At 52.7% G+C, this 23,408-nt stretch carries 20 protein-coding genes; 12 read left to right on the forward strand and 8 right to left on the reverse strand.

The window, feature by feature from the left end:
- The first annotated feature begins 19 nt into the window (after positions 1-19).
- The 3 genes from ACO064_RS10725 to ACO064_RS10735 all read left to right on the forward strand — a co-directional run bounded on the left by ACO064_RS10725 (position 20) and on the right by ACO064_RS10735 (position 1,705).
- The gene (locus ACO064_RS10725; protein WP_421827367.1) at positions 20-919 is read left to right on the forward strand and encodes an FHA domain-containing protein; all 900 of its coding nucleotides are present in this window, start codon (positions 20-22) and stop codon (positions 917-919) included.
- A 47-nt stretch (positions 920-966) separates the two neighbouring features.
- The gene (gene moaD / locus ACO064_RS10730) at positions 967-1,215 is read left to right on the forward strand and encodes a molybdopterin converting factor subunit 1 (RefSeq protein WP_421827368.1); all 249 of its coding nucleotides are present in this window, start codon (positions 967-969) and stop codon (positions 1,213-1,215) included.
- A gap of 79 nt (positions 1,216-1,294) precedes the next feature.
- On the forward strand, positions 1,295-1,705 hold the full coding sequence (locus ACO064_RS10735) for a molybdenum cofactor biosynthesis protein MoaE (RefSeq protein ID WP_421831010.1): 411 nt from the start codon (positions 1,295-1,297) through the stop codon (positions 1,703-1,705).
- A 125-nt stretch (positions 1,706-1,830) separates the two neighbouring features.
- Here ACO064_RS10735 and ACO064_RS10740 read toward each other — a convergent pair whose 3' ends face one another.
- On the reverse strand, positions 1,831-3,000 hold the full coding sequence (locus ACO064_RS10740) for an endonuclease/exonuclease/phosphatase family protein (RefSeq protein ID WP_421827369.1): 1,170 nt from the start codon (positions 2,998-3,000) through the stop codon (positions 1,831-1,833).
- A gap of 243 nt (positions 3,001-3,243) precedes the next feature.
- On the opposite strand from ACO064_RS10740, the gene rimP reads away from it, so the two are divergent.
- From rimP to ACO064_RS10770, 6 genes are all read left to right on the forward strand, one after another.
- Positions 3,244-3,723 (forward strand): ribosome maturation factor RimP, encoded by a 480-nt coding sequence (gene rimP / locus ACO064_RS10745; RefSeq protein WP_114409918.1) that lies wholly within the window; start codon positions 3,244-3,246, stop codon positions 3,721-3,723.
- A 103-nt stretch (positions 3,724-3,826) separates the two neighbouring features.
- On the forward strand, positions 3,827-5,071 hold the full coding sequence (gene nusA, locus ACO064_RS10750) for a transcription termination factor NusA (protein WP_114409919.1): 1,245 nt from the start codon (positions 3,827-3,829) through the stop codon (positions 5,069-5,071).
- 103 nt (positions 5,072-5,174) lie between these two features.
- Positions 5,175-8,615, forward strand: a complete 3,441-nt coding sequence (gene infB, locus ACO064_RS10755; protein WP_421827370.1) for a translation initiation factor IF-2 — start codon at positions 5,175-5,177, stop codon at positions 8,613-8,615.
- A gap of 76 nt (positions 8,616-8,691) precedes the next feature.
- On the forward strand, positions 8,692-9,399 hold the full coding sequence (locus ACO064_RS10760) for a metallophosphoesterase (protein ID WP_421827371.1): 708 nt from the start codon (positions 8,692-8,694) through the stop codon (positions 9,397-9,399).
- 139 nt (positions 9,400-9,538) lie between these two features.
- On the forward strand, positions 9,539-11,614 hold the full coding sequence (locus tag ACO064_RS10765) for a BatA domain-containing protein (RefSeq protein ID WP_421827372.1): 2,076 nt from the start codon (positions 9,539-9,541) through the stop codon (positions 11,612-11,614).
- Between the two features lie 30 nt (positions 11,615-11,644).
- Positions 11,645-12,256, forward strand: coding sequence for a Uma2 family endonuclease (locus ACO064_RS10770; protein WP_421827373.1), 612 nt, complete (start codon positions 11,645-11,647; stop codon positions 12,254-12,256).
- 3 nt (positions 12,257-12,259) lie between these two features.
- On the opposite strand, the gene ACO064_RS10775 is transcribed toward ACO064_RS10770, so the two are convergent.
- Entirely contained in the window at positions 12,260-12,754 is a 495-nt protein-coding gene (locus ACO064_RS10775; RefSeq protein WP_421827374.1) for a dihydrofolate reductase, read from the reverse strand.
- A gap of 3 nt (positions 12,755-12,757) precedes the next feature.
- A complete protein-coding gene (fmt, locus tag ACO064_RS10780; RefSeq protein ID WP_421827375.1) occupies positions 12,758-13,684 on the reverse strand; it encodes a methionyl-tRNA formyltransferase in 927 nt (308 codons plus the stop codon).
- Positions 13,685-13,981: 297 nt separating this feature from the next.
- On the opposite strand from fmt, the gene greA reads away from it, so the two are divergent.
- Together greA and ACO064_RS10790 are read left to right on the forward strand one after the other, a co-directional pair.
- Positions 13,982-14,455, forward strand: a complete 474-nt coding sequence (gene greA / locus ACO064_RS10785; RefSeq protein WP_114409926.1) for a transcription elongation factor GreA — start codon at positions 13,982-13,984, stop codon at positions 14,453-14,455.
- Between the two features lie 78 nt (positions 14,456-14,533).
- Positions 14,534-14,923, forward strand: a complete 390-nt coding sequence (locus ACO064_RS10790) for an HIT family protein (protein ID WP_421827376.1) — start codon at positions 14,534-14,536, stop codon at positions 14,921-14,923.
- A 1-nt stretch (position 14,924) separates the two neighbouring features.
- Here the strand turns inward: ACO064_RS10790 and ACO064_RS10795 are convergent, their stop codons facing one another.
- The 3 genes from ACO064_RS10795 to ACO064_RS10805 form a co-directional block, all read right to left on the reverse strand.
- On the reverse strand, positions 14,925-15,923 hold the full coding sequence (locus ACO064_RS10795; protein ID WP_421827377.1) for an NAD(P)H-dependent glycerol-3-phosphate dehydrogenase: 999 nt from the start codon (positions 15,921-15,923) through the stop codon (positions 14,925-14,927).
- A gap of 186 nt (positions 15,924-16,109) precedes the next feature.
- Entirely contained in the window at positions 16,110-17,528 is a 1,419-nt protein-coding gene (locus tag ACO064_RS10800) for an efflux RND transporter periplasmic adaptor subunit (RefSeq protein ID WP_421827378.1), read from the reverse strand.
- 108 nt (positions 17,529-17,636) lie between these two features.
- Positions 17,637-19,154 carry a TolC family protein gene (locus tag ACO064_RS10805; protein ID WP_421827379.1) on the reverse strand — a complete coding sequence of 506 codons (1,518 nt, stop codon included), beginning with the start codon at positions 19,152-19,154 and terminating at the stop codon, positions 17,637-17,639.
- A 67-nt stretch (positions 19,155-19,221) separates the two neighbouring features.
- On the opposite strand from ACO064_RS10805, the gene ACO064_RS10810 reads away from it, so the two are divergent.
- On the forward strand, positions 19,222-20,043 hold the full coding sequence (locus ACO064_RS10810; protein WP_421827380.1) for an aminotransferase class IV: 822 nt from the start codon (positions 19,222-19,224) through the stop codon (positions 20,041-20,043).
- Between the two features lie 9 nt (positions 20,044-20,052).
- Here the strand turns inward: ACO064_RS10810 and ACO064_RS10815 are convergent, their stop codons facing one another.
- Both ACO064_RS10815 and ACO064_RS10820 read right to left on the reverse strand, forming a co-directional pair.
- Complete coding sequence (locus ACO064_RS10815; protein WP_114409932.1) at positions 20,053-20,745, reverse strand: ABC transporter ATP-binding protein; 693 nt, start codon at positions 20,743-20,745, stop codon at positions 20,053-20,055.
- Between the two features lie 147 nt (positions 20,746-20,892).
- On the reverse strand, positions 20,893-23,274 hold the full coding sequence (locus ACO064_RS10820; protein ID WP_421827381.1) for an ABC transporter permease: 2,382 nt from the start codon (positions 23,272-23,274) through the stop codon (positions 20,893-20,895).
- Positions 23,275-23,408: the final 134 nt, after the last annotated feature.

The raw sequence follows: 23,408 nt of genomic DNA on the forward strand, positions 1-23,408 counted from the left end.
CCCCAAACCGTCCCTTTTTATGAGCATTCTGGACACAGTAAAGAAACTATTCGGATTTGCAGCGGCAGAACCGCCAGCCGCTGCGGAACGCCCGGCGGAGGTGGTCAGGCAGGTCGAACCGACCCCCGTTATTCCCAAATCGGCTCCGTCCGGCCCCCCCCCGGCTGCTCCGCGCCGTGATCAGCTCATCCGGTTTGTGATCAACAAACTGCGGGCTTACCAGAACGAGCCGGAAACCGCTCCGGTGGGACTCAAGCTTGTGATTTTTTGTGCAAGCCCGGAGGAGGAAGAACTCTACCGTGTGGTTTTTTGGGCCAACCAGCCGGGGAAGTTCCAGCGGGAATTAAACCGCCTGCTGGCCGACAATTACATCGTTTTGCCCAAAAATTGGCGGTTCGACTATGCACTTTTTGCAAATGAATGGCCAGCCACAACCTACCGGGAAGGCAACCTGGGTTTGCTTGTCGAGGATCAATCGAAGTCGGATGCCGCTCCGCTGCTGGCCCGGATTGTGGCACTGGTAGGCCAGACGGAGCAGGAAGAATATCTTCTTGATTCGTCTCAAAAAGGCACGTTCTGCATCGGTCGCGGGCATACCGCCCAAACCAACTCGGGCCGGGTGCGAACCAACGACATCGTGATTCTCAACGATGACGATGCCGGTTTTGACCCGGATAAAGGGGCCGGAAATGGGGCAGTTAGCCGGGCGCATGCCACGATCCGGTATGATTCCGGGCAGAAACAATACGCCCTGCTGGTCGATCCGGGGGGGCTGCCCGCCAGCGGCAACAAGACGAAAATCATGCACCCCGACAACACCATCGAGCGGGCTGACATTGCCGGGATGGGCTACCCGCTTCAGCACGGCGATCAGATCGAGTTGGGGGGCGAGGTGGTTCTGCTGTTCGAACTCCGGTAAGCGGTTTCGCCATTTCCAAACCCGCGTTCTGTTTTGTATCTTTGGGCATGAGCAATCGAATTTCTGTTCAGCTTTTTGGTATCACCCGCGAGATTGTCGGCACTTCGGCCCTCACACTCGACTTGCCACAACCCGGCCAGGTGGGCGAATTACTGCGTAATCTGAAAGAACACTATCCCGCGTTGACTGGCCTCCGGTCCTTGCTGGTGGCTGTCAACGGCGAATACGCCGAAGCGGATCAACCGATCCATCCCAACGACGAAATCGCCCTCATCCCGCCCGTCAGCGGAGGCTAAAATAGAATGATGAACGATGAATGGACTAACGCCATCGTCCATCACTCATAACTCATCGTTCATCATCCATCATTCCCCTATGGTTTCGATTACGACTGATCCCATCGATATGAATGCGGCTTACCGATACGTTTCGACGGATGCGGCCGGGGCCATTACGTTTTTCTTCGGAACGGTTCGCGACAGCACCAACGAGCGAGTGGTCGAGCGGCTGGAATACGAAGCGTATGACCGCATGGCCTTAACCAAGATGCAGGAAATCGCCGACGAAGCCTGCCAGCGCTGGGACGTCCGGAAGTACGCCATCATTCACCGCAAAGGCAATCTGGCCATTGGTGACATAGCCGTTCTGATTGCTGTGGCCACGCCCCACCGGGCCGATGCGTTCGATGCCTGCCGCTATATCATCGACACCCTCAAACAACAGGTTCCGATCTGGAAAAAAGAGATTTTTGAAGACGGCCAGGTCTGGGTCGATGCCCATCCATAGAGCTCTGAATAACGAATATTGAATACCGAATATCGAACGTCGAATTGTGGAGAGACGGAAAAATAACCGTTCTGTGTTTTCTTCAATATTCGTTATTCAAAGTTCGTTATTTACTTTCCAATTAGTTAAAAATCAAACTCTACGTGGGTTCTCGGCGTCCGGTCTTTGCTGATTTCGCGCGGTTTGATGGCGTACTGGGCCATGATGGGGTAATGGTCGGAGAATTTGACGTCGCGGTAGGTGATGTAGTTGAGCGGTTCCAGAAACCGGGCGTTGTAAAACTGGTTGTCGATGCGGAGAAAACCAGGAGATTTGTTGAAACTAAAACCAAATCCGCGCCCCGCATCTTCGAAGGCATTGCGAAGCAGCCGACGCAGCTTTCCGTAGGTATAACTGTAGGGCGTGTCGTTGAAATCGCCACAGATGATAATGGGATGCGGGCTGTTCCGGTAATACTCTTCGAGCCGTACAATTTGGTTTCGGCGCAGGGTCAGGCCCTGCCGGAGCTGCCGTAAAACCGTCCGTGTGTTGCTTTTGACCCGGTTGGTTTCGGTTTGATCCAGCATTCCACCCACCCGAATGCCCATCGACTGCATGTGAACACTGATTACCCGGACGGTGTCGGCTCCCACCTTGACATCCGCCCAAACCAGCCCGTTGAAATTATCGAATACTTCATCGCCCCGCTTCACGATGGGGTAGCGCGAAAAAACCGCCACGCCGAAAAACTTCCCCGGCCCCTCCCGTTCCGGCGGATGCAGCACGGCATAATACGGATACCCGGCTTTCTCCAGCCGCCGGATGGTTTTGAAGACGACCGAACTATTGTCGTTGTAAAATTCCTGGAAACACTTCACGTCTGACGGCTCCTTCAGAACCCATTCAATCATGTTGTTGGCATCATCGGGGCGCTGGGTATCCACGATGTCGTATTTGTTGAACCCCATTGCGTTGTAGCTCATGACCTGCAGCGTCGGGCGTTTCTCGCTGTTGCTGCCTGGCTGGCTATACGTCAGGGTGCGTCGCCAGAACGGAATACCGATCAGCATCGTGAGCACGGGAAGCACGGCCCGCCAGGGGCGAACCAAAACCCAGAACAGGATAAAAAACAGATTGCAGGCCCAGGCGACGGGCAATGAAATCATCAGGATACTGGCGGTCCAGTGTCCAATCGGCACTTCGTAGAGCAGGTAATAAACCAGCAGAGTATACAGAAATAACAACAGGTTCAGCGACCAGAGCAGCGACGAAAAAAACGAAGAAACCAGTACGCCAAGCCTAAGCGAAAATTTCATACGAACGAATCAGATGGGTGCGGGTCACGCAGACCGCCTTTTTTCAGTAACGACAGATGTAGGGCGTAGGAGTACAAAGTTACGAACGTTTGTTCGGAAAATAGCCCGTTTAATCAGCCGTAAAAATTGTTAGCGGCAGTTCGGCAATTTGATTGGGAAACAATTCATAAAATACTTATCTTTGCACCACTTATCAGCATTTGTGCATGGCAGGGAGTTTTCGACTCCCTTTTTTGTTAATTTATGGATGTAAAGGCGAAAGTCAACGAACTGTTACAGCCGTATCTGAACGAAGATCAGTATTTTATCGTTGGCATTCAGGTATCCCCTTCCCGTACTCGTGCTAAAATAACCGTCTTGCTGGATAGCGATACCGGAATCACTATTGAGGAATGCGCGGGAATCAGCCGTCAGTTGGGCAACCAATTGGAAGAGTTGGAAGTATTTGACGGACAGGCGTTTACCCTGGAAGTATCGTCGCCGGGTGTGGATGAACCCCTGGTGTTGAGACGACAGTATCTGAAAAACGTAGGTCGTGAGGTGGAGGTGTTGCTGAACGACGGTCAGATTCGGAAAGGAAAACTGGAGAGCATCGGCGACGATCACATTGTGATCACCGAAATACCGCTCAAAAAACCGAAGAAAAACGATCCTCCGATCGAACCGACGGCCATCCCGTTTACCGAAATAAAGAAGAGCACAATACAAGTTTCATTTAAATAAAGGAAGGTCGGTTTCTAAGTCGCGTTTTCAGTTCGTAGTTTCTGTTTATTCTGACTGGAAACCTATAACTGAATCCCTACACTGAAAACTGAGAACTGAAATGATGGATAGCGGAGTACTCATTGAGTCGTTTGCAGAGTTTGCACGGTCGAAAAATATCGACCGCCCGACCATGATCAAGATTCTGGAAGATGTATTCCGGACGATGATTCGCAAGAAATACGGCACTGACGAAAACTTTGACGTTATCATCAACGCCGAAAGCGGTGACCTCGAAATGTGGCGCACCCGCGAGATTGTGGATGACAATTCGGAAGACATCTGGGATTATGACAAAATCCCGCTGGCAGAAGCCCGTAAAATTCAGGCCGACTTTGAAGTGGGTGAAGAAGTAGCCGAAGAAGTAAAGCTGGAGGATTTTGGCCGCCGGGTTGTGCAAACCGCCCGCCAAACCTTGATTCAGAAGATCAAAGATCTGGAGAAAGAGATTCTTTACGACAAATATAAAAACCAGGTTGGTGATTTACTGAACGCAGAAGTTTACCAATTGCTTAAAAATGAAGTAATTTTGCTCGACAATGAAGGCAATGAAATCAGCCTTCCCAAAAGCGAGCAAATTCCGAAAGACCGGTATCGGAAAGGGGAAACCACCAAGGCCGTTGTCCACCGGGTTGAAATGATCAATGGCACGCCCAAGATCGTTTTATCCCGGACATCGCCGGTTTTTCTGGAACGCCTGTTTGAGAACGAAATTCCGGAGATCTACGACGGACTGATTTCCATTCGCCGGATCGTTCGCGAACCGGGTGAGCGGGCCAAAGTCGCCGTGGAATCGTACGACGACCGGATTGATCCGGTGGGCGCGTGCGTCGGGATGAAGGGATCACGGATTCACAGCATTGTGCGGGAACTGGGTAACGAGAATATTGACGTTATCAACTATACCGACAACTTTGAACTGCTGATCAGCCGGGCGTTGAGTCCGGCCAAAATCAGTACGATGACTGTTGACCGCGAAGCCAAACGCGTATCGGTTTTCCTGAAACCCGATCAGGTTTCGCTGGCCATCGGAAAAGGCGGTCAGAATATCAAACTCGCCGGTCGGCTGGTGGGGATGGAGATCGACGTGTTCCGGGATGTCGAAGGGCAGGAAGACGATGAGGACGTTGATTTGTCAGAATTCAACGACGAAATCGACAACTGGATGATCGAGGAACTGCGCCGGGTTGGGTTGGACACCGCCAAGAGCGTGCTGGCCCGTTCGAAAGAAGAACTTGTCCGGATGACGGATCTGGAAGAAGATACGGTTGAAGAGATTCTGGCGATTTTACGCCAGGAATTTGAGTAAAATGATGAACTATTGAGGATGAACGATGAATTAAGTCGATCCATTCATCGTTCATCATACATAGTGTATCATTAAAATGCTTTTTTCATTCTAAACCATTTGTATGGCAGAAGATAAATCCATGCGCCTTAGCCAAGTGGCAAAAATACTCGGAGTAGGTTCGTCTACTGTGGTGAGTCGTCTTTCTGCCAAAGGGATTAAGGTTGATAGTAACCCTAACGGCAAGATTTCTACGGATCAAGTGGAAATCTTGGCGAAAGAATTCGGTAATACTGAACTGTTGAATGGTGGAGCTGTTCGCAAACCAGCTTCAGAGACTTTTGTGCCCGAACCCAAACGTCGGGAAGATGATGATTTGCCGCAATATTTCCGCAGCGAACCCGCCCGGCCTTCCCAGCCGGTGCCACCTCAGCCTGTTGCCAACCCGGTTGTTCCCAAGCCTGCCCCTGTACAGGAAGCGCCGGTGATCCCGAAACCGCAGCCGGTTACCCAACCAGAACCCGTTGTAGCAGCAAAGGCCCCAGAGCCGAGCCAGCCCAAGCCAGAACCGGCCCCGGCACCCGTGGCTCCGCCCCAGCCAGTTCCTGTTGAAGCCCGTCAGCAGCCCGCGCCGGTTGAACCAAAGGAAACTCCTCCTGCGCCGACACCAGCACCTGCTCCTAAACCGGAAGCAGTGGCTCCTGTACCCGTTATAGAGAATAAACCGGAACCTATTCAGCCTGTGGCACCAACACCGGTTGAGCCCCCACGCCCAATCGAAACCCCTCAGGTTGAAAATCGTCCGCAAGTGACCTCACCGGAAAGTAAAGAACCCGCCCAGCCGGAAATCTCCAGTCCCCGATTGCCGGGATTGACGGTTTTGGGTAAAATCGACCTGGAGAGGAAACCCTCTCCGCAGCCCTCGCAACGGCCCAACGACCCGAATGCACGGCAGCAGCAACCCAACCGGAATGATCAACGGAATGCGGGTCCCCGGCCGGATGGCCAGCGGCCCGATAACCGATCCGGTCAACAACCCAACCGGAATGACCAGCGGAATGCGGGTTCCCGACCGGATGGCCAGCGGCCCGATAACCGGGCCGGTGATCAAAACCGTGCCGGTATTCCAGGCCAGGGACAGGGTGGCAATCGCCCGTCCGATCGTGACCGGAACCGTCCGCAGGACAACAGGGGCCAACAGCCTCCGCGTCCTGTAGAACCACGGCCCGTTGCGCCCCGAATGGAAGAAACACCGGTTCAGCCCGAACCTGTCGTTGATCTGCCGATCGATGAGCCAGTCGAAACCATCCGCGCCCGGGGTGAACAACTGCGTGGTCTGACGGTTTTGGGAACCATCGAACTGCCTTCTGAACGCTCGAAGAAACAAAATGGCCCGGTTGCGTCAACCGACGAACGGGATAAAAAACGCAAACGCAAACGCCTGCGCCGGGATCCGGTCGGTGGAGCCCCGGCAACCGGCGGAGCAGTCCAACCGCAGGGTCAGGGTGGCGCACCGCGCACCCGGGATGCGAACGCACCCACCAACCGCAACCAACCACCGGGTCAGGCCAATAAGCCAGCTACGGGAACGGGTGCCGGAACCGCTAATAAAGGAAAAGCCGGAGCCCGGGGTGGTACGCGTGACCGCCGGGAAGAGCCAACCCAACGCGAAGTAAAAGATTCGATCAAGGCAACGCAGGCCCGGATGACCGGTAACAAACCGAATCGGGGTGCAGACCGTCGCCGGGATCGTCGCCAGGAACGCGCCGAACGCGAACGCGAGCGGATCGACCAGGAAAACGAAGAAGCAAAAATCCTGAAAGTAACCGAATTCGTATCCGCCAATGACCTTGCGTCGCTGATGGATGTGTCGGTCAACGAAGTGATTGCCACCTGTATGAGCCTGGGGATGTTTGTATCCATCAACCAGCGTCTCGATGCCGAAGCGATTACGGTCATTGCCGATGAATTCGATTACGAAGTACAATTTGTCTCTGCCGAGGAAGAGATCGAATCGGGTCTGGTCGATGAACCGGATAACGAAGAAGATCTGGTACACCGCGCGCCGATTGTAACCATCATGGGTCACGTCGATCACGGTAAAACCTCGCTGCTTGACTACATCCGCCGGACGCGCGTTGCGGCCGGGGAAGCCGGGGGGATTACGCAGCACATTGGTGCCTACAGCGTAAAAACCACGGACGACCGCATGATTACGTTCCTCGATACGCCGGGTCACGAAGCCTTTACGGCCATGCGGGCACGGGGTGCGCAGGTAACCGACATTGTTATCATCGTTATTGCTGCAGACGACAGCGTCATGCCACAAACCCGCGAGGCTATCAACCACGCACAGGTCGCTGGTGTGCCCATCGTGTTTGCCTTCAGCAAGGTCGATAAACCGGGTGCCAATACGGAAAAAGTGCGGGAAGAACTGTCGCAGATGAACATGCTCGTTGAAGAATGGGGTGGGAAATACCAGACACAGGAAATCTCGTCAAAATCCGGTTTGGGTATTTCGGAACTGTTGGAGAAAGTATTGCTCGAAGCTGAATTGCTCGATCTGAAAGCCAACCCGAACAAAAAAGCGACCGGAACCGTCATTGAAGCCGAGCTGGACAAAGGCCGGGGTTATGTAACCACGATGCTGGTGCAAACCGGTACGCTCAGACAGGGCGACATCGTGCTGGTGGGTGCGCACTTTGGCCGCATTCGGGCTATGACCGACGACATTGGTCAGCGCCTGAAAGCAGCCGGGCCATCGACGCCGGTGCAAATCCTGGGTCTGCCGGGTGCTCCGCAGTCCGGGGATAAGTTCAACGTGATGGAAACGGAGCGTGAAGCCCGCGAAATTGCCAACAAACGGGAGCAATTGCTGCGTGAGCAAAATCTGCGTACCCGCAAACACATTACGCTGGAAGAAATCGGTCGCCGGAAAGCCATCGGTAACTTCAAAGAACTGAACGTGATTGTGAAAGGTGACGTGGACGGTTCGGTAGAAGCCCTTTCCGATTCGCTGTTGCAGCTTTCGACGGAAGAAGTACAGGTCAACATCATCCACAAAGCCGTGGGTCAGATTTCCGAATCGGATATCCTGCTGGCGTCGGCGTCGGATGCGATCATTGTCGGCTTCCAGGTACGGCCTTCGGTCAGTGCCCGTCGTCTGGCCGAACAGGAGCAGATCGAAATTCGCCTGTACTCCATCATCTACGATGCCATCGGCGAAATCCGGGATGCGATGGAAGGCATGTTGGCCCCCACCACCGAAGAGGTCATCGTTGGCAATATCGAAGTGCGCGATGTGTTCAAGATCAGCCGCGTTGGAACAGTAGCCGGTTGTATGGTAACGGAAGGAATCATCAAACGGAACAACAAAGTCCGCATCGTTCGCGACTTCATCGTGGTTCATACCGGCGAAATCAGCGCCCTGAAACGGTACAAAGAAGATGTTAACGAAGTGCGGTTTGGCTATGAGTGCGGCTTGAGTATCAAGAATTTCAACGATATTATGGTCGGCGACATCATCGAAAGCTTCGAACTGAAAGAAGTGAAACGGACGTTATAAGCCATTCGGTACAACACGATAAAAAAAGCCTTTCCTGCAAATTGCGGGAAAGGCTTTTTCAATATATTGGAGATTCATGAAAATTATTACGATCTCTGACCTCCACGGACGGAATTCCTGGCTTCATATCGACGCAGGACACTATGATAAGGTGGTCTTTCTAGGCGATTATACCGACAGCTACGATCTGACTGATGACGCTATTTTAGAAAATCTCTCCCAAATTATCCGGCTCAAGCAGCAGGCTCCCGATAAGATTATTCTGCTCATTGGCAACCATGATGCTCAGTATCTGCATTTTCCGCATTACCGTTGCTCCGGTTTTCGGCCGTCGATGCAACCCGCACTCACTTCTCTGTTTAGAAAACATCAATCCCTGTTTCAGATTGCCCATCAGGAAGGTTTCTATCTATTTACCCACGCGGGCGTGACGAATCGCTGGCTGGCCCATGTCCCTAAAGGCGATCCAAAACTGGAACTAAATTTGCAGGCGTTGGATCTGTTGGCCGACGCCATGAACAAAATGCACCAGGATCGGATGTTGCGAACATCGCTGTTTGACGTCAGTTCCCTGCGGGGCGGTTTTGACGAAGCCGGTGGGCCATTGTGGGCTGATAAACGCGAAACATCAACGGATTACCTGCCCGGTCTGCATCAAATTGTGGGGCATACACCTGTTCCGGAATTCACCACCATCGGCGACGAAACCGGTTCGATTACATACACCGACGTGTTGCAGACACAGGAAGCCTTTTACACCATCGATTTCGACGATGTAAACTAGCCGTTCGTCGATTTATCCGGGTAAATCCGGCCAATTCGTGTTATCCGCGTGCTATTCTTGTTAAATTCGTAACGGTCAGAACAACATTGGTTTATTTGGCCGTTATTAAAGAAAATAATCGCTACAACGACCCGTTTGAATGAGTTTTCTATATCCTTCGTTTCTCTTTGGGCTCCTGGCGGTCTCTGTCCCTGTCGCCATCCATCTATTTAATTTTCGCCGGACGCGCCGGGTATTTTTTACCAACGTTGCCCTGCTCAAAACCGTCCAGACCGAAACCAAGTCGTTCCGGCGGTTGAAACACTACCTCATCCTGCTGTTCCGGTCGCTGTTTGTGATCTGCCTGGTGCTGGCTTTCGCCCAACCGTTTCTACCCAGTAAAAGCAAACTGGGCCTGTCGCGGAAGGGCCTGACGAGTCTGTACCTCGACAATTCGTACAGTATGCAGAATGAATTAAACGAAAAACGGTACCTGGATATCGCGACCAGCAAACTGGATCAACTGCTGGGATTGTTTCGAAACGCCACCTCACTCCAACTTGTCACCAACGATTTCAGCAGCCAGGAACAAACCGTCGGAACCGCCGACGCCCTGCGCGACCGCGTCACCACCGTCCGATTTGCCCATACGCCCCGCACGTTGTCCGATGTATACCGCCGACAGTTGAACCTGCTGGCCTCACACAATCCGACCGGCACCAACCAATTGTTTTGGTTCTCCGACTTTCAAAAAAGTACCACCGGCGATTTATCCCGCCTGAAAGTTGATACGACCAACCGGCTTTTCCTCGTTCCGCTGGAAACCCAGCCGACTAAAAACGTTTTTGTCGACTCGGTTTGGCTCAGTACGCCGTTCATTCGGGAGATGCAAAACAACACGCTCAACGTCCGCGTCCGGAACAGTGGCGATGAGTCGGTCCGGAATTTGCCCATCAAACTTTTCATCGACCAGACCCAGGTTTCTACGGCTTCCGTCACGCTGCCGGGCAAAGGAGCCGCTACGGCCACGCTCAATTTTAACGTGACCCAGAAAGGGTTTCGCCGGGGGCGCATCACGTTCGAAGATTACCCGATTACGTTCGATAACGAGTATTATTTTGTCATTCAGGCATCGCCCTCGATTCGGGTTCTGCACCTGTTCGACCAAAAATCGGACGCCAATTACGTCGAGAATGTTTATGGCAACGACAGCCTGTTTGTTCGCCGGAGTTTCAGTGCGCAAAACGTGGATGTGGGTCAGTTGAAAACCGCCGATCTGGTGGTTCTGGAGGGCGTCAATCAGGTGAATGGAACGCTGCGGAGCGAACTCGAACGGTTTGTGCGGCAAGGCGGTAGTCTGGTTATCATTCCGCCGACAACACCGGATGCAGCCACCTGGTCGCCGTTTTTTGCCGGTTTAGGGGTTGGCGGCTTACAAACGCAGGCCCCTCCCCTGCCACCCCAGCAGCCGCTGTCGGCTCCGAATCGCCAGAATCCGTTTTTCCGCGATATTTTTGAACAAACCAATCAACAGGGCATCGAAAACCTGCCGAATGCGGTCCCGGTCTGGCAATGGCGCGTGGTGGGAGAGCGGCTCCTGACGCTGCGGAATGGCACGCCCTACCTGACGCAATCCCGCACGGGCGGCCCGACGGCCGGACAGGTTTACATTTTTGCCAGCCCGTTGAACGTCGAATACGGGAATGTCGCCCAACATGCGCTCTTCGTGCCGATTATGTACAAAATTGCCGCCCAGAGCGTTCGCCCACAACGCACGGCGTATTCGTTCGATGACAATACGATTGAAGTCCCCGTCAGCAATGCCTCGCCCAATGCCGTGTACAAATTGGTGCGGGATAAACTGGAGATCATTCCCGTGCAACGCGTCAACGGGCAGCAACTGCTGATGGAACTCCCGAAAAGCAACCAGTTGAACGACGGCCAGCAGCTGGCCTCCGGTTATTACGAACTGCAATTGAATGGCAAAACCGAGAAGTTGCTGGCTTTCAACCACGGCAACCGGGAGTCGCAGATGGAGTTTTACAAACCCGACGAACTCCGGCGGATTTTTGCCAACCAGCCCAATGTGGCGGTTTTCGACAGCATTCAGGACGATGATTTTGTGGAGGAACTTCGGCAACAAAATCTGGGCACCAATCTCTGGAAGTATTTCGTCATTGCCGCCCTGGTGTTTCTGCTGGCCGAAGTGGCGGTGATCCGGTTTATGAAGGGATAATTTGGTATATTTGATAAAACCCGTTGGTTTATGAAACTGACTTTGCCCATTGAAATCACAAATTTGCCATCCGGTACGGATCTGGCTGACCGTCTTCGCGCGATGACCGATGACGAGTTCTACCATTTCTGTGAAGAAAATCCGGACGTCAAATTCGAACGCGATGCCAATGGCAATATTGAAATTATGGCACTTACCGGCGGAGAAACAGGTCGCAGAAATACTAAATTGACTTCCCGTTTAGACATTTGGTCAGATGAAACGCAATTAGGGCTGGTTTTCGATTCATCGACTGGCTTCAAGCTCCCCAACGGTGCTGACCGTTCACCCGATGTCTCCTGGATTAGCCAGAAGACCTGGAATCAGCTTACCCCCGAACAAAGACGCAAATTTCCCCCAATCTGCCCCGAATTCCTGGTTGAATTAATGAGCGAATCCGACGTCCTGCGCATGGCAGAGGACAAAATGCGCGAATACATCGACAATGGTTGCCGCCTGGCCTGGCTCATTGACCCTAAAACCGAAACCGTCCGAGTCTACCGGTTTGACGGTTCGGTGCAGGTTATCCAGGGCTTCGACAACACCCTTTCTGGTGAGAATGTTCTACCCGGTTTTGCCTTCACCCTCAGTCTATTACGCTAAGGATCACGGTTTCCGCTCCCAAACCACAAAATCAAACGCCACGGCGTGCCGCTCATCGGTGGCATGATGCCGACGGCTGATTTCCTGCCAGTGGCTTTTGTCAAAATCCGGAAAGGTGACATCCCCTTCAAAAGAGGCTTTCACTTCGGTCAGATAAAGCCGGTCGGCCGAGTCAATCGCCTGCCGGTAAATTTCGGCACCACCAATCACAAAAGCTTCGTCAATACCGGTTTTTCGGGCCTCATCAAGCGCTTTTTCCAACGAATCGACCACCACGACGCCGTCGGGCCGGTAATCCGGATTGCGGGTAATCACGACATTGAGCCGGTTCAAAAGCGGCTTCCCCAGGGATTCGAACGTTTTGCGACCCATCAGGATCGGGTGATGGGACGTCGTTTGTTTAAAGTATCGAAAATCGTCGGGCAAACGCCAGACCAACTCATTATTCTGACCAATAACGCCGTTTTCGGCCACGGCTGCGATTAAACTGATTAGCATACGTCAAATTTTATTCCCCCGAAAATACTCCTCTACGGTCATTTTCCGTTTTCCCTCGGCCTGCAATTCGTCTACCGACAGCCAGCCATCGGCCGCCTTGATGAGCAGCGTTTTTTTGCCATCGGACCAGGCTTCACCCGGTTCGGCCGGAAGTGGCGAATGGTCCGCAAACGACACTGCATAAATTTTATAGACCTTCCCGTTGATTTTCGTCCAGCCCGTTGGATAAGGCGACATACCCCGCACAAAATTCCGAACCGCTTCGGCGGGCTGAAACCAGTTGATCTCACAGGTCTCGCGGTGGATTTTTGGAGCGAGTTTCAGTTCGCCAACCTGCGGCTGTGGTTTTCGCGGATACGTGCCTTCTTCAATCGCCCGAACGGTTTTCAGCACCAGATTGGCTCCTTTTTCCATCAACCGGTCATGAAGCGTTCCGGCGGTGTCATCCGCATGAATGGGTTCGGTTTCCTGAAAAATCATCTGGCCGGTATCAATCTCTTTTTCGATGAAAAAGGTCGTCACACCGGTTTCCTTTTCACCATTGATGACGGCCCAATTGATCGGAGCCGCTCCGCGGTACTGCGGCAATAAAGAACCGTGCAGGTTGAAGGTACCAATCCGGGGCATCGCCCAAACCACTTCCGGCAACATCCGAAAGGCCACGACCACCTGCAAATCAGCCTGATAGCTTTGTAGTTGTTCCAAAAAAAACGGATCACGCAGTTTCTCGGGCTGCAAAACCGGAATACCGGCCGCAACGGCGGCCCGTTTCACCGGCGACTCCGTCAATTGTTGCCCCCGCCCCGAAGGCCGGTCGGGCGCTGTCACCACGGCCACGACCTGGCAGCCGTCGCCGAGCAGTTTGCTCAGGCTGGCGACCGCAAAATCGGGCGTGCCCATAAATACGATGCGAAAAGAATCACTTCTCAAAACAGTAACGGGTTATTTGCTCGAATTGCTGATTAGGACATTGGGAGAATGCTCCAGAATTGTTATTTTTGTCTTCCTGAGTTCCACTATGAGTAGTCGAACAGCTATACATACAATTCCGCAGAAAGGCTCCTGACGCTTCCTACAAAGAAACAAGATTTTGTATGGAGAACGGTCAGCGAACCGTTCTTTTCTTTTTTGTAGCCATTTACTACCAAATAAGCGGCTACAGTGGGACTTGTAGGGTCTTGGGAGCAGCGAAACCAAAGGCAAAGAAATTTATAGAGTAGATGTAACATGGGTAAAATTTCGTATTACACTGAAGAGGGTCTAAACCGGCTGAAAGCCGAACTCAACGACCTGAAGACCAAAGGACGGAGCGATATGTCCCGCCAGATTGCCGAAGCACGCGACAAAGGAGATTTGAGCGAGAACGCGGAATATGATGCGGCCAAAGATGCCCAGGGACTGCTGGAGATGAAGATTTCGAAGATGGAAGAAATTGTTTCGAACGCCCGGCTGCTGGACGAATCATCGATCGATGCTTCGCAGGTGTCGGTCTTGTCGACGGTTAAAATAAAAAATCGCAAAAACGGCGCGACGATGTCCTACACCCTGGTGTCGGAAGAAGAAGCCGATTTGAAATTAGGAAAGATTTCGGTGGGCTCTCCGATTGGCAAGGGATTGCTGGGTAAAAAAGTGGGCGACACCACCGAAATCAAAGTACCGGCCGGAACGCTGGAGTTTGAAGTACTCGAAATCGGACGATAAGTTTCAAAATGAACACTGAGTTTCGAATCCGGAGCTACATCGTAATTCGACATTCAGTGTTCATTATTCCTTCCCCTCATGGCTTCCATCTTTTCCCGCATTGTCAGTGGCGAAATTCCGGCTTATAAAATTGCCGAAACCGACGATTACCTCGCCTTTCTGGACGTGTTTCCGACGGTGAAAGGGCATACACTGGTCATTCCGAAAAAGGAGGTCGACTACCTCTTCGATCTGGATGAGGATCTGTATCTCGGACTGATGAAATTTGCCAAACAGATTGCACCCGCGATCGAGAAAGCCGTTCCCTGCCAGCGGATTGGCGTGGCGGTGGTGGGTCTGGAAGTGCCGCACGCGCACGTCCACCTGATTCCCATCAACAGCATGGCGGATATGAATTTCAACAACAAGCTGAAAGTGAGCCCGGAAGAGTTTAGCGAAATAGCCGCCCGCATCCGGAGTTTCCTCTAACTTACTTCAATACGGTTTTTAACGCATTCGTCGCCAGCACCGGCGACGTTTTTTCGTATAAAACCGTGTACACCATCTCCATAATCGGCATCAGAACGTTGTACTGTTGGTTGATTTCGTGAATGCTCTTCACGGCATAATAACCTTCCGCAATCATATTCATTTCCATTTGGGCCGACTGCACGCTGTAGCCCCGGCCAATCAGATGCCCGAACGTCCGGTTGCGGCTGAAGGGCGAATAGGCCGTTACGAGCAGATCGCCCAGATACGCCGACGCGCTCAGATCGCGCTGCATGGGATACACCCGATCGACAAACCGCCGGATTTCCTGCATGGCGTTGGACACCAGAACCGCCTGAAAATTGTCGCCGTAGCCCAAACCGTGCGTGATGCCGCAAGCCAGCGCAATGATGTTTTTCATGACGGCGCAGTATTCAACGCCATAAATGTCGTCGAGCGCCGAGGTCTGCACAAACCGTCCGTTCATGAACTGGGCTACTTCCGACGCAAAATCCAGGTTCTGCGAAGCAATGGTCAGATACGACTGTTTTTCGAGAGCTACCTCCTCCGCGTGACACGGTCCGGCAATCACGGCAATCCGGCCCGACGGCACGCCAAATTCCTGCTCGGCCCAATCGGTAATCAACTGGTTTTTTTCCGGAATCATGCCCTTGATCGCCGAAATGATACTTTTCCCCGCCAGTTGTTCCGGTTTGACGCCTTGGAGGGCGTCGCTGACAAAAGCCGCCGGAACCGCCAGAATAATGTAGTCGCTGGTACTGAGTGCGTCTTTGATTTTTGTACAAACCCGCACCTTGCGCGGACTGATCTGCACATCACTGAGGTAACTCGGATTGTGGTGAAATTTTCGGATATGCCCGGCATCGCGCTGGCTCCGCAGCCACCAGCGAATGTGGTTGTTTCCTTCCGACAGAATTTTAATGATTGCCGTGGCCCAACTGCCACCGCCCACGACGGTAATCCGAGCGGGTTGATTCATAGGTGTTTATTGTGGACAAGAGAGGTGAGAATAAAGACCAGAGACTTCTACAACCCGTTATGAAGTCTTTTGTCTCACCTCTTTTCTCTTTTTTCTTGAAATATGATCCCGCAAAATACGAAAAACGCCTGCACCTTTAACAAGGCAGGCGTTTTCGCTTTTTCAACCGTATCGCTCAAGCGGAAGTTATTCTTCCGGTTTTTCCGTCTTTTTGTCCTTATTCGGGTCGCGTTTCACCACCGGGTCGCCGTCTTTCAGGCGCTTCGAAACCGCAATGAAGGGTCCGGAAATCACTTCATCACCCGCTTTCAGTCCCGATTTGACCTCGATGTTTTCAAAGTCACTGATGCCGGTTTTGACTTCCCGCTGAACCACTTTGCCGTTCTGGTGAACAAACACAATTTCTTTGATCTCCTCTTTTTTGGCGGGAGCCTGATTAGCCGGTTTTTCTCCGTTGTTGTTATTGTTGTCGTTATTGTCGTTCGGGCTGCGGTTCATGGCTTCCTGCGCGGCTCCCCGCGTCGTTACGGCGGCAATCGGAACGGCCAGCACACCCGGACGGCGATCCGTAATGATTTCAACGGAAGCGGTCATCCCCGGTTTGAGCGGATAGCTGCGTTTGGCCCGCTGCGCCATTAAATCCTTGTAGGAACTGTTCAGCACCTTGATGCGGACTTCAAATTCGGTCACGGCATCGGTCGACATGCTTGCTGTAGAGGTCCCGGTTCCGGTCAATCCATTGGCGGTATTGGCAATTTCGGTAACAATTCCCTTGAACTTCCGCCCCGTGGTCGAATACGAATCAACGTCGATGTCCGTCGTATCGCCCAGGCTGACCCGCACAATATCGTTTTCATTGACGTTGACCCGAACTTCCATGTTGTTGAGGTTGGCAATCCGGAGCATTTCGGTACCGGCCATCTGCGATGTTCCCACGACGCGTTCGCCCAATTCGACATTGAGTTTGGAAACCGTACCATTCACCGGCGCGTAGATGGTCGTTTTACGCAGGTTTTCCGTGGCGTCGCGCAAACCGGCTTCGGCACCGGCGACGTTGAACTCGGCGGCTTTTATATTGGCCTGAACGGATTCGATGTCCTGCTTGGCCACGTTGTAGTCGGCTTCAATCTGTTCAAAATCCGAGGTCGAAATTACTTTGTCGGCCAGCAGTTTTTTGTTCCGTTCATAATTGGCTTTCGCCCGAATCAAACGGGCTTCCGATTGTGCGGCCAGGGCTTTGGTTTGCAGATACTGGGCGCGGCTGGAGTTGACCGTGGCGCGGGCGCGGGCCAGCAACGACTCGTAGTTGTCGGGCCGGATCTTGAGCAGCAATTGCCCCTGCTTGATCGAGTCGCCTTCGGCGACGTATAAGGCAATGATCTCACCGGAAACATCCGGGCTGATTTTCACCTCCACCTCGGGTTGCACCCGCCCCGAAGCACTCACCCGTTCGATGATGTCCACTTTTTTGACAGCGGTAAAATCCACTTCGGCCGGTTTGGCTTTACCGATCAACCCCGTTTGTTTGGCGGCCACCAGACCACCTACCAACAGAATAACAATACCACCTAAGATCCACCAGATGCGGTTCGATTTGCGTTTCATAGAGATGAACAATGAATAATGAGCCTGAATGTGATACGGAATACGCAAACGCCTGAATGGCAGAACTTGCAAATTATTCAATATTCATTATTCATTGTCCATTATTCGTTAAAAAGATAACGGTTTATTTTGGTAAAAATCAAGAATTTTGGTCCGGAACACGTAGTCAAATTTGGCCTGCACCAGATTGGCGCGGGCGGTATCCAGGTTATTTTTGGCAATGTTATAATCCACCGAGTTTAACGCCCCGGCATTAAACCGGCTTTCGGCCGCCTGAAATGCTTTTTCCAGCGACTCCACCTGAATCTGGGTAGCCCGGTAGCGGTTAGCACCGGCCAGCATGTTGGTATAGGCGGTTTCGATGTTCTGACGCAGCGTCAGCTTGGTATTATCAACGGCAATTTCCGACGTTTTCTGCGTAATGGTCGCGCTCGTAATCCGGTTTCTGGCCTGGAAACGCCCAAAAATCGGAATATTTAGGTTTAAAGATGCCCCTCTGTTCAGGTTATTGTTGAGCTGCTGGCCGTAGGTATAATTTTCCGATCGGAAATTATCCTGAAGAGTAATGATTTCCGTCTGGGAACCATCCGGTAAGATAATTGGTATACGGATCTGGCTTTGTCCATCCGGAATCTGCTTTTGTAAACCCACATTTGAATACAGCGTACTAACCGACCCGCTCAAAGTAAGCGTTGGGTATAAACCAGCCCGGGCGACTGCTACGCCCGCGGCATCGCTTCGTACGCGGAGTTCGGCGGCTTTTACGTCCGGCATAAACTGAAGAGCCGTTTCATAAACCGCCTGTGCCGTTGCCGAATACGGTTCCAGCGTCGGATCATCAAGTTGGTATTTCTCCACTTCCAGCGTGCTCGGTGCCGGTAGGCCATTGCTGCCCGCGGGTACATTCATTGCCTGTAACAACGCCAGTTTAGCCAGATCCAGGTTGTTTTGAGCATTCACAACCGCCAATTCATCATTGGCCACCTGCGCACGCAGGTCATACAGTTGGGCCTCCGCCAATGTGCCGGCATTGACCAGTTTCGTCGTGCGATCCAATTGACCACGCGATGTTTCAACCTGACGCCGGGCAATATCGAGTTGTTCCTGGTACGTCAATACGTTTAGGTAGTTTTGAACCACCAGGATAGAGACGTTATTCTGGGTGGCCTTTAAATTCTGCTGGGTCGATTGCAAAAACAGATCATTCTGTTTGATGGTGTTTTGCAAGGCGAAACCATTGAATATCGTCACCTGCCCCTGAAGCTGGTAATTGTTCGACCGAATCGACAAGGTACTGAATTGATTGGTTACCGGGTTGATGTTCCGGCCGGAGCTGAACGACTGATTCGCGAAACCGTTCGCACTGGGCAGAAGATTCAGTTTCGACTGTCGTAATTGCAAAGCACTACCCTGCACATCCAATTGGCCCTGCTTGATTTGCAGGTTGTTTTGCAAGGCGATGTCGATACATTGCCGCAATGAATACCGCTGGGAAACCGGAGCCGTCTGGCTGGCCTGAACCGTTGTCTGGGCATTCGTTGCGTTCACGATGAGCCCCAGTAGCGATGCCAGGATCGTTGTTTTAAACCGGATCGCCGGACCGTTGTTGATAGTAAATCGCTTCATGGTTGTTCAATGTTACAAAGTATCTTGCGTACTCATTAACTATTTTAGATAAACGGTGAAAATGCAAATGAACGTGGTTTTAAACGGGGATGTAGTGCCGGAAGACGCCGTGGGGCTCCCCCCCAACGACCGGGCATTTCAGTACGGCGACGGCTTGTTTGAGACCCTCCGTTACCAACACCATGAAGTCCGGTTCTGGCCGGATCATTACGACCGGCTCACCCGTGGAATGGAAGCCCTTTCGCTCCGGTTACCTCCCCAATTCATGCCCGACAGGCTCCAAAGCCAGGTCATCGAACTCCTGAAAGTCAACCACCTGCCCGACCAGACTTCGCGCATCAAACTCCAGGTCTGGCGACAAACCGGAGGTCTATACACGCCAACGCGTTTTGAGACCCACTACCTGATAACTACCCGACCCGGCCCGGATTTTGCCCTCTCCGAAAAAACCACGGTGGGCTTCTTCGACGCCGTCCGGTTGTCACCCTCAGCGGTTTCGGCCTACAAAACCCTCAATGCCTTACCCTACGTGTTGGCCGGAATTGCCAAACAGCAGCAACAGGCCGACGATATGATTTTGCTGGATACGCACGGCCACCTCGCGGAGTGCATCGCATCGAACCTCTTCTGGCTGGCGGGCGATGGGCTCTTTACACCATCGCCCACCAGTGGCTGCATCGAGGGCATTCTGCGTCGTCAACTGATCCGGCGGGCTCCGCAACACGGCCTTTCGGTGCAGGAAGGACTCTTCTTGCCGGACGTTCTCGCAAAAGCCGATGCGGTTTTCTGCACCAACATCAGCGGCATCCAGTGGATTCGGCGCATTGGCGAAACCGTGTTTGACGAGACGCTGATGAATCGAATCAGACCGGTTTTTGCGGATTTATAGCGCAGCTATTTACTCACGCTCCAGCGATGGCACCTGAAACGATTCCAGCCAGCCATCTTTCAACCGCAGAATCCGGTTGCCGTATTCGGCGTTCACTTCTGAGTGCGTCACCTGCACAATGGTCACGCCGTCTTCCTTGTTCAGTTTTTTAAACAAATCCATGATCTCCTTCGCGTGGTCGGAATGCAGGTTGCCGGTGGGTTCGTCGGCAAAAATCACCTTCGGCTGCGACGCCACGGCGCGGGCAATGCCGACCAACTGCTGCTGACCACCCGAGAGTTGCGACGGAAATAGGTCTTTTTTCGCCACCATGTTAAACCGGTCGAGCAATTCGGCCACCCGGCTTTTGCGTTCCGACGACGACATACCCTTATACAGCAGGGGTGTTTCGATGTTTTCATACACCGTCAGTTCGTCGATCAGGTGATACGCCTGAAACACAAATCCGATGTAATTACGGTGCAATTCGGTGCGACGTTTCTCCGACAATTTCTGTACTGGCTGGTCGAAAAACAGGTACTCTCCTTCCGACGGCTCCTCCAGCATCCCCAGAATGTGCAACAGCGTGGATTTTCCCGATCCCGATGGACCCATGATGGAGACAAACTCGCCTTCGTTGATATCCAGCGTGATATTACGAAGCACGTACGTCTTACCGAAACCGGCGGGGTAGTACTTGGAAACGTTCTGTAGTGAAATCATAATTTGGTATAGTTGAAAACCTGTTCTATTCTTATTTATTTCGCCCCCAACCCCGAAACGTCGGCCCGGCCTAAAGGGGGCTTTCAAAAGCGGCATTTTAAGCCCCCTTTAGGCCGGGCCGACGTTTCGGGGTTGGGGGGCACTATTCTACTCCGCCCGCAGGCTCTCCGCCGGATTCGACAAAGCGGCCCGGTACGTCCGGATTCCGATGGTTAGTCCACCCAGCCCCAGCAGCAAACCGATGCAGCCGCCCAGTGTTTCAAAACCGATCGAAACGTGGTAGGCAAAATTAATCAGAAAAGCCATTCCGGCCAGATACCCCAGCGGGATGGCAATCGCTCCGGCAAGGAGCAGTAATTTAACAAAATCCCACGACAGCAGCCAGATAATTTGCCGCACCTCGGCGCCCATCACTTTCCGGATGCCCACTTCCTTGATGCGGATTTCGGTCGTGTACGTCACCATGCCCAGCAAACCCAGACAGGCAATGGAAAACGCCAGCCCCGTCAGCAGGCTCATGAAATTAACATCGTCTTCGTGGCTATGGCGTTCGTATAAAAAATCAGCATACCATTGCGCGGCAAACGGTTCATACGGATTGAGCCGTTTCCAGATGCGTTGAATGGCAGGCAGCGCAGACGCTTCGGCACCGGTGGCGATTCTTACATTCAGAAACCGGAACGCCTTCGGCTGATACCGCAGAATAAGCGGTTTGATGGCCCAGTTGAACGTCGTAAACCGGAAATCTTTCAATACACCGGCAATCTGCACTTCCGTGCTGTCGTTCAGCCAAAGTGATTGTCCTACCACCTCCCGCGGGTTGCTGAACCGAAAGGCTTTTACGGCCTCTTCATTGACCAGAATGAACCGCCCCGACGAACCGTCACCAGTTGCATCCGCGGTCATTTTGGGCAAATTCTCACCTGCCAGCAAGGTCAGATCCATGTTGGCAACAAAATTCTGGTCGACGGCAAACATAAAAGCCGCAATCGAATCGCCACCGGAGCGTTGCCGGCGTATCCGGCCATAGTCTCCATCATGATGACCAAACCGTTCCGAGGAGGCCGATACCAGTTCGACACCCGAAACCCGGTTTAATTCATTGGCCAACCGCTGATACGGCACTCCGTTCAATGGAATGTTCAGCATATTTTCACTGCGAAAACCGTAATCGGCCGTTGCCATATAATTCTGTTGCCGCGCCATCGACAGGAGCGCAATCATGGCAATCAAGGCAATGGAAAACTGCGCGACAATCAGCGATTTCCGCAGGGTAATTCCTTTAAAAACCTTTAAGCCCGTCTGGCTCCGCAGCACCTGCGCTGGCCGAAAACCGGACAACACCCGGGCCGGAACGAAGCCCGCCAGCAAACCCGCCGTGATGCTAAACCCGACAAAAACCGCCCACATCGTACCATTCAATTGAACCCCGCCAATGAGCCACTGCTGCACAAACGGCATCGGTTCGATCAGCAACAGGAGCAGATAGGCAACGCCCAGCGCCAGCACCGACAACACCACCGACTCGGCCATGAACTGGGCCATCAGTTGCCAGCGCACGGCCCCGGATACTTTCCGGATGCCGACTTCGCGGGCGCGGCTCAGCGACCGGGCGAGGGTCAGGTTGACGTAGTTGAAAACCGCTAATAATAAGGTGACCAGTCCAACCGCCATTTCGGTTGCCAGCTTGCCCCAGGTTTGCTCCCAGGTGCCCATTTGCAGATCATTGCGCGAGGGAGAAAGCGTGGTCAGGGGTTGCGCCCGAAAGGTGTAGCCTTTCTCGGACGTGAACCGAAGGTCTTTTGTAGCACGCGCGGCAATGGCGGGTAACGCCTTTTCGAGCAATTCGACCGAAGTGCCTTTTTTCAAAGCGACGTAGGTATAACCGGCGGCATAGTACTTCCAGTCGGTCTGCTGCTTGCGGTTTTCGGCTGGAAGCGTCGTCATGGAAAGTACCAGGTCAAACCGCAGATGCGACCGGATTGGCAGTGGCTTGAACACCCCCGTCACCGTGATTGTACCGAACTCTTTGTGGTGGATGGTTTTGCCAATCGGGTTCGACCGGCCAAAAAACTTCTCAGCGGTTTGGGGCGTCAGCACGGCAGTATGGGGTTCTGTCGCCGGTTGACCGCTGGCCAGTTTGTACCCTAGAACCGTGAAGAACGCCGGGTCGACGGCACAATAGGACTCCTGAAGCATTTTCCGATCGACCGTAAACTCGGCATACGTGCGAATGACGCGGGCGGTTTGTTCCACAAATTCATAGTCCCGTTTCAACACCCCGGCCAGCGGCATCGGTGTACTGGCATAAGCAACTACCTGATTTTCACCGCTGGTTACATCGGTCAGGATGCGATACGTTCGCTCCGGGTTCGGGTGGAAATGGCCGTAATCAAACGCGCCTTTGATGTCGATCAAGGCCAGCAAACACACCATGATGCCGGATGACAAACCCACCACATTGATGATGGAAAACAGTTTGTGTTTCCAGAGATTGCGAAAAGCGATGACGACGTAATTGCGGAACATGGCGTTCAGATGATCAGACTGCCTAAGAAGACTCAAGGCTTATGCCAGAAAACCAAAAGGCTGATAATTAACGCCATACACGCATTAAAAACAAAAGAGTGTCCGTCACCGGACACTCTTTTGTTCACAAACGG

It is taken from the genome of Larkinella sp. (assembly GCF_965227735.1).
Classification (GTDB): Bacteria; Bacteroidota; Bacteroidia; order Cytophagales; family Spirosomataceae; genus Larkinella.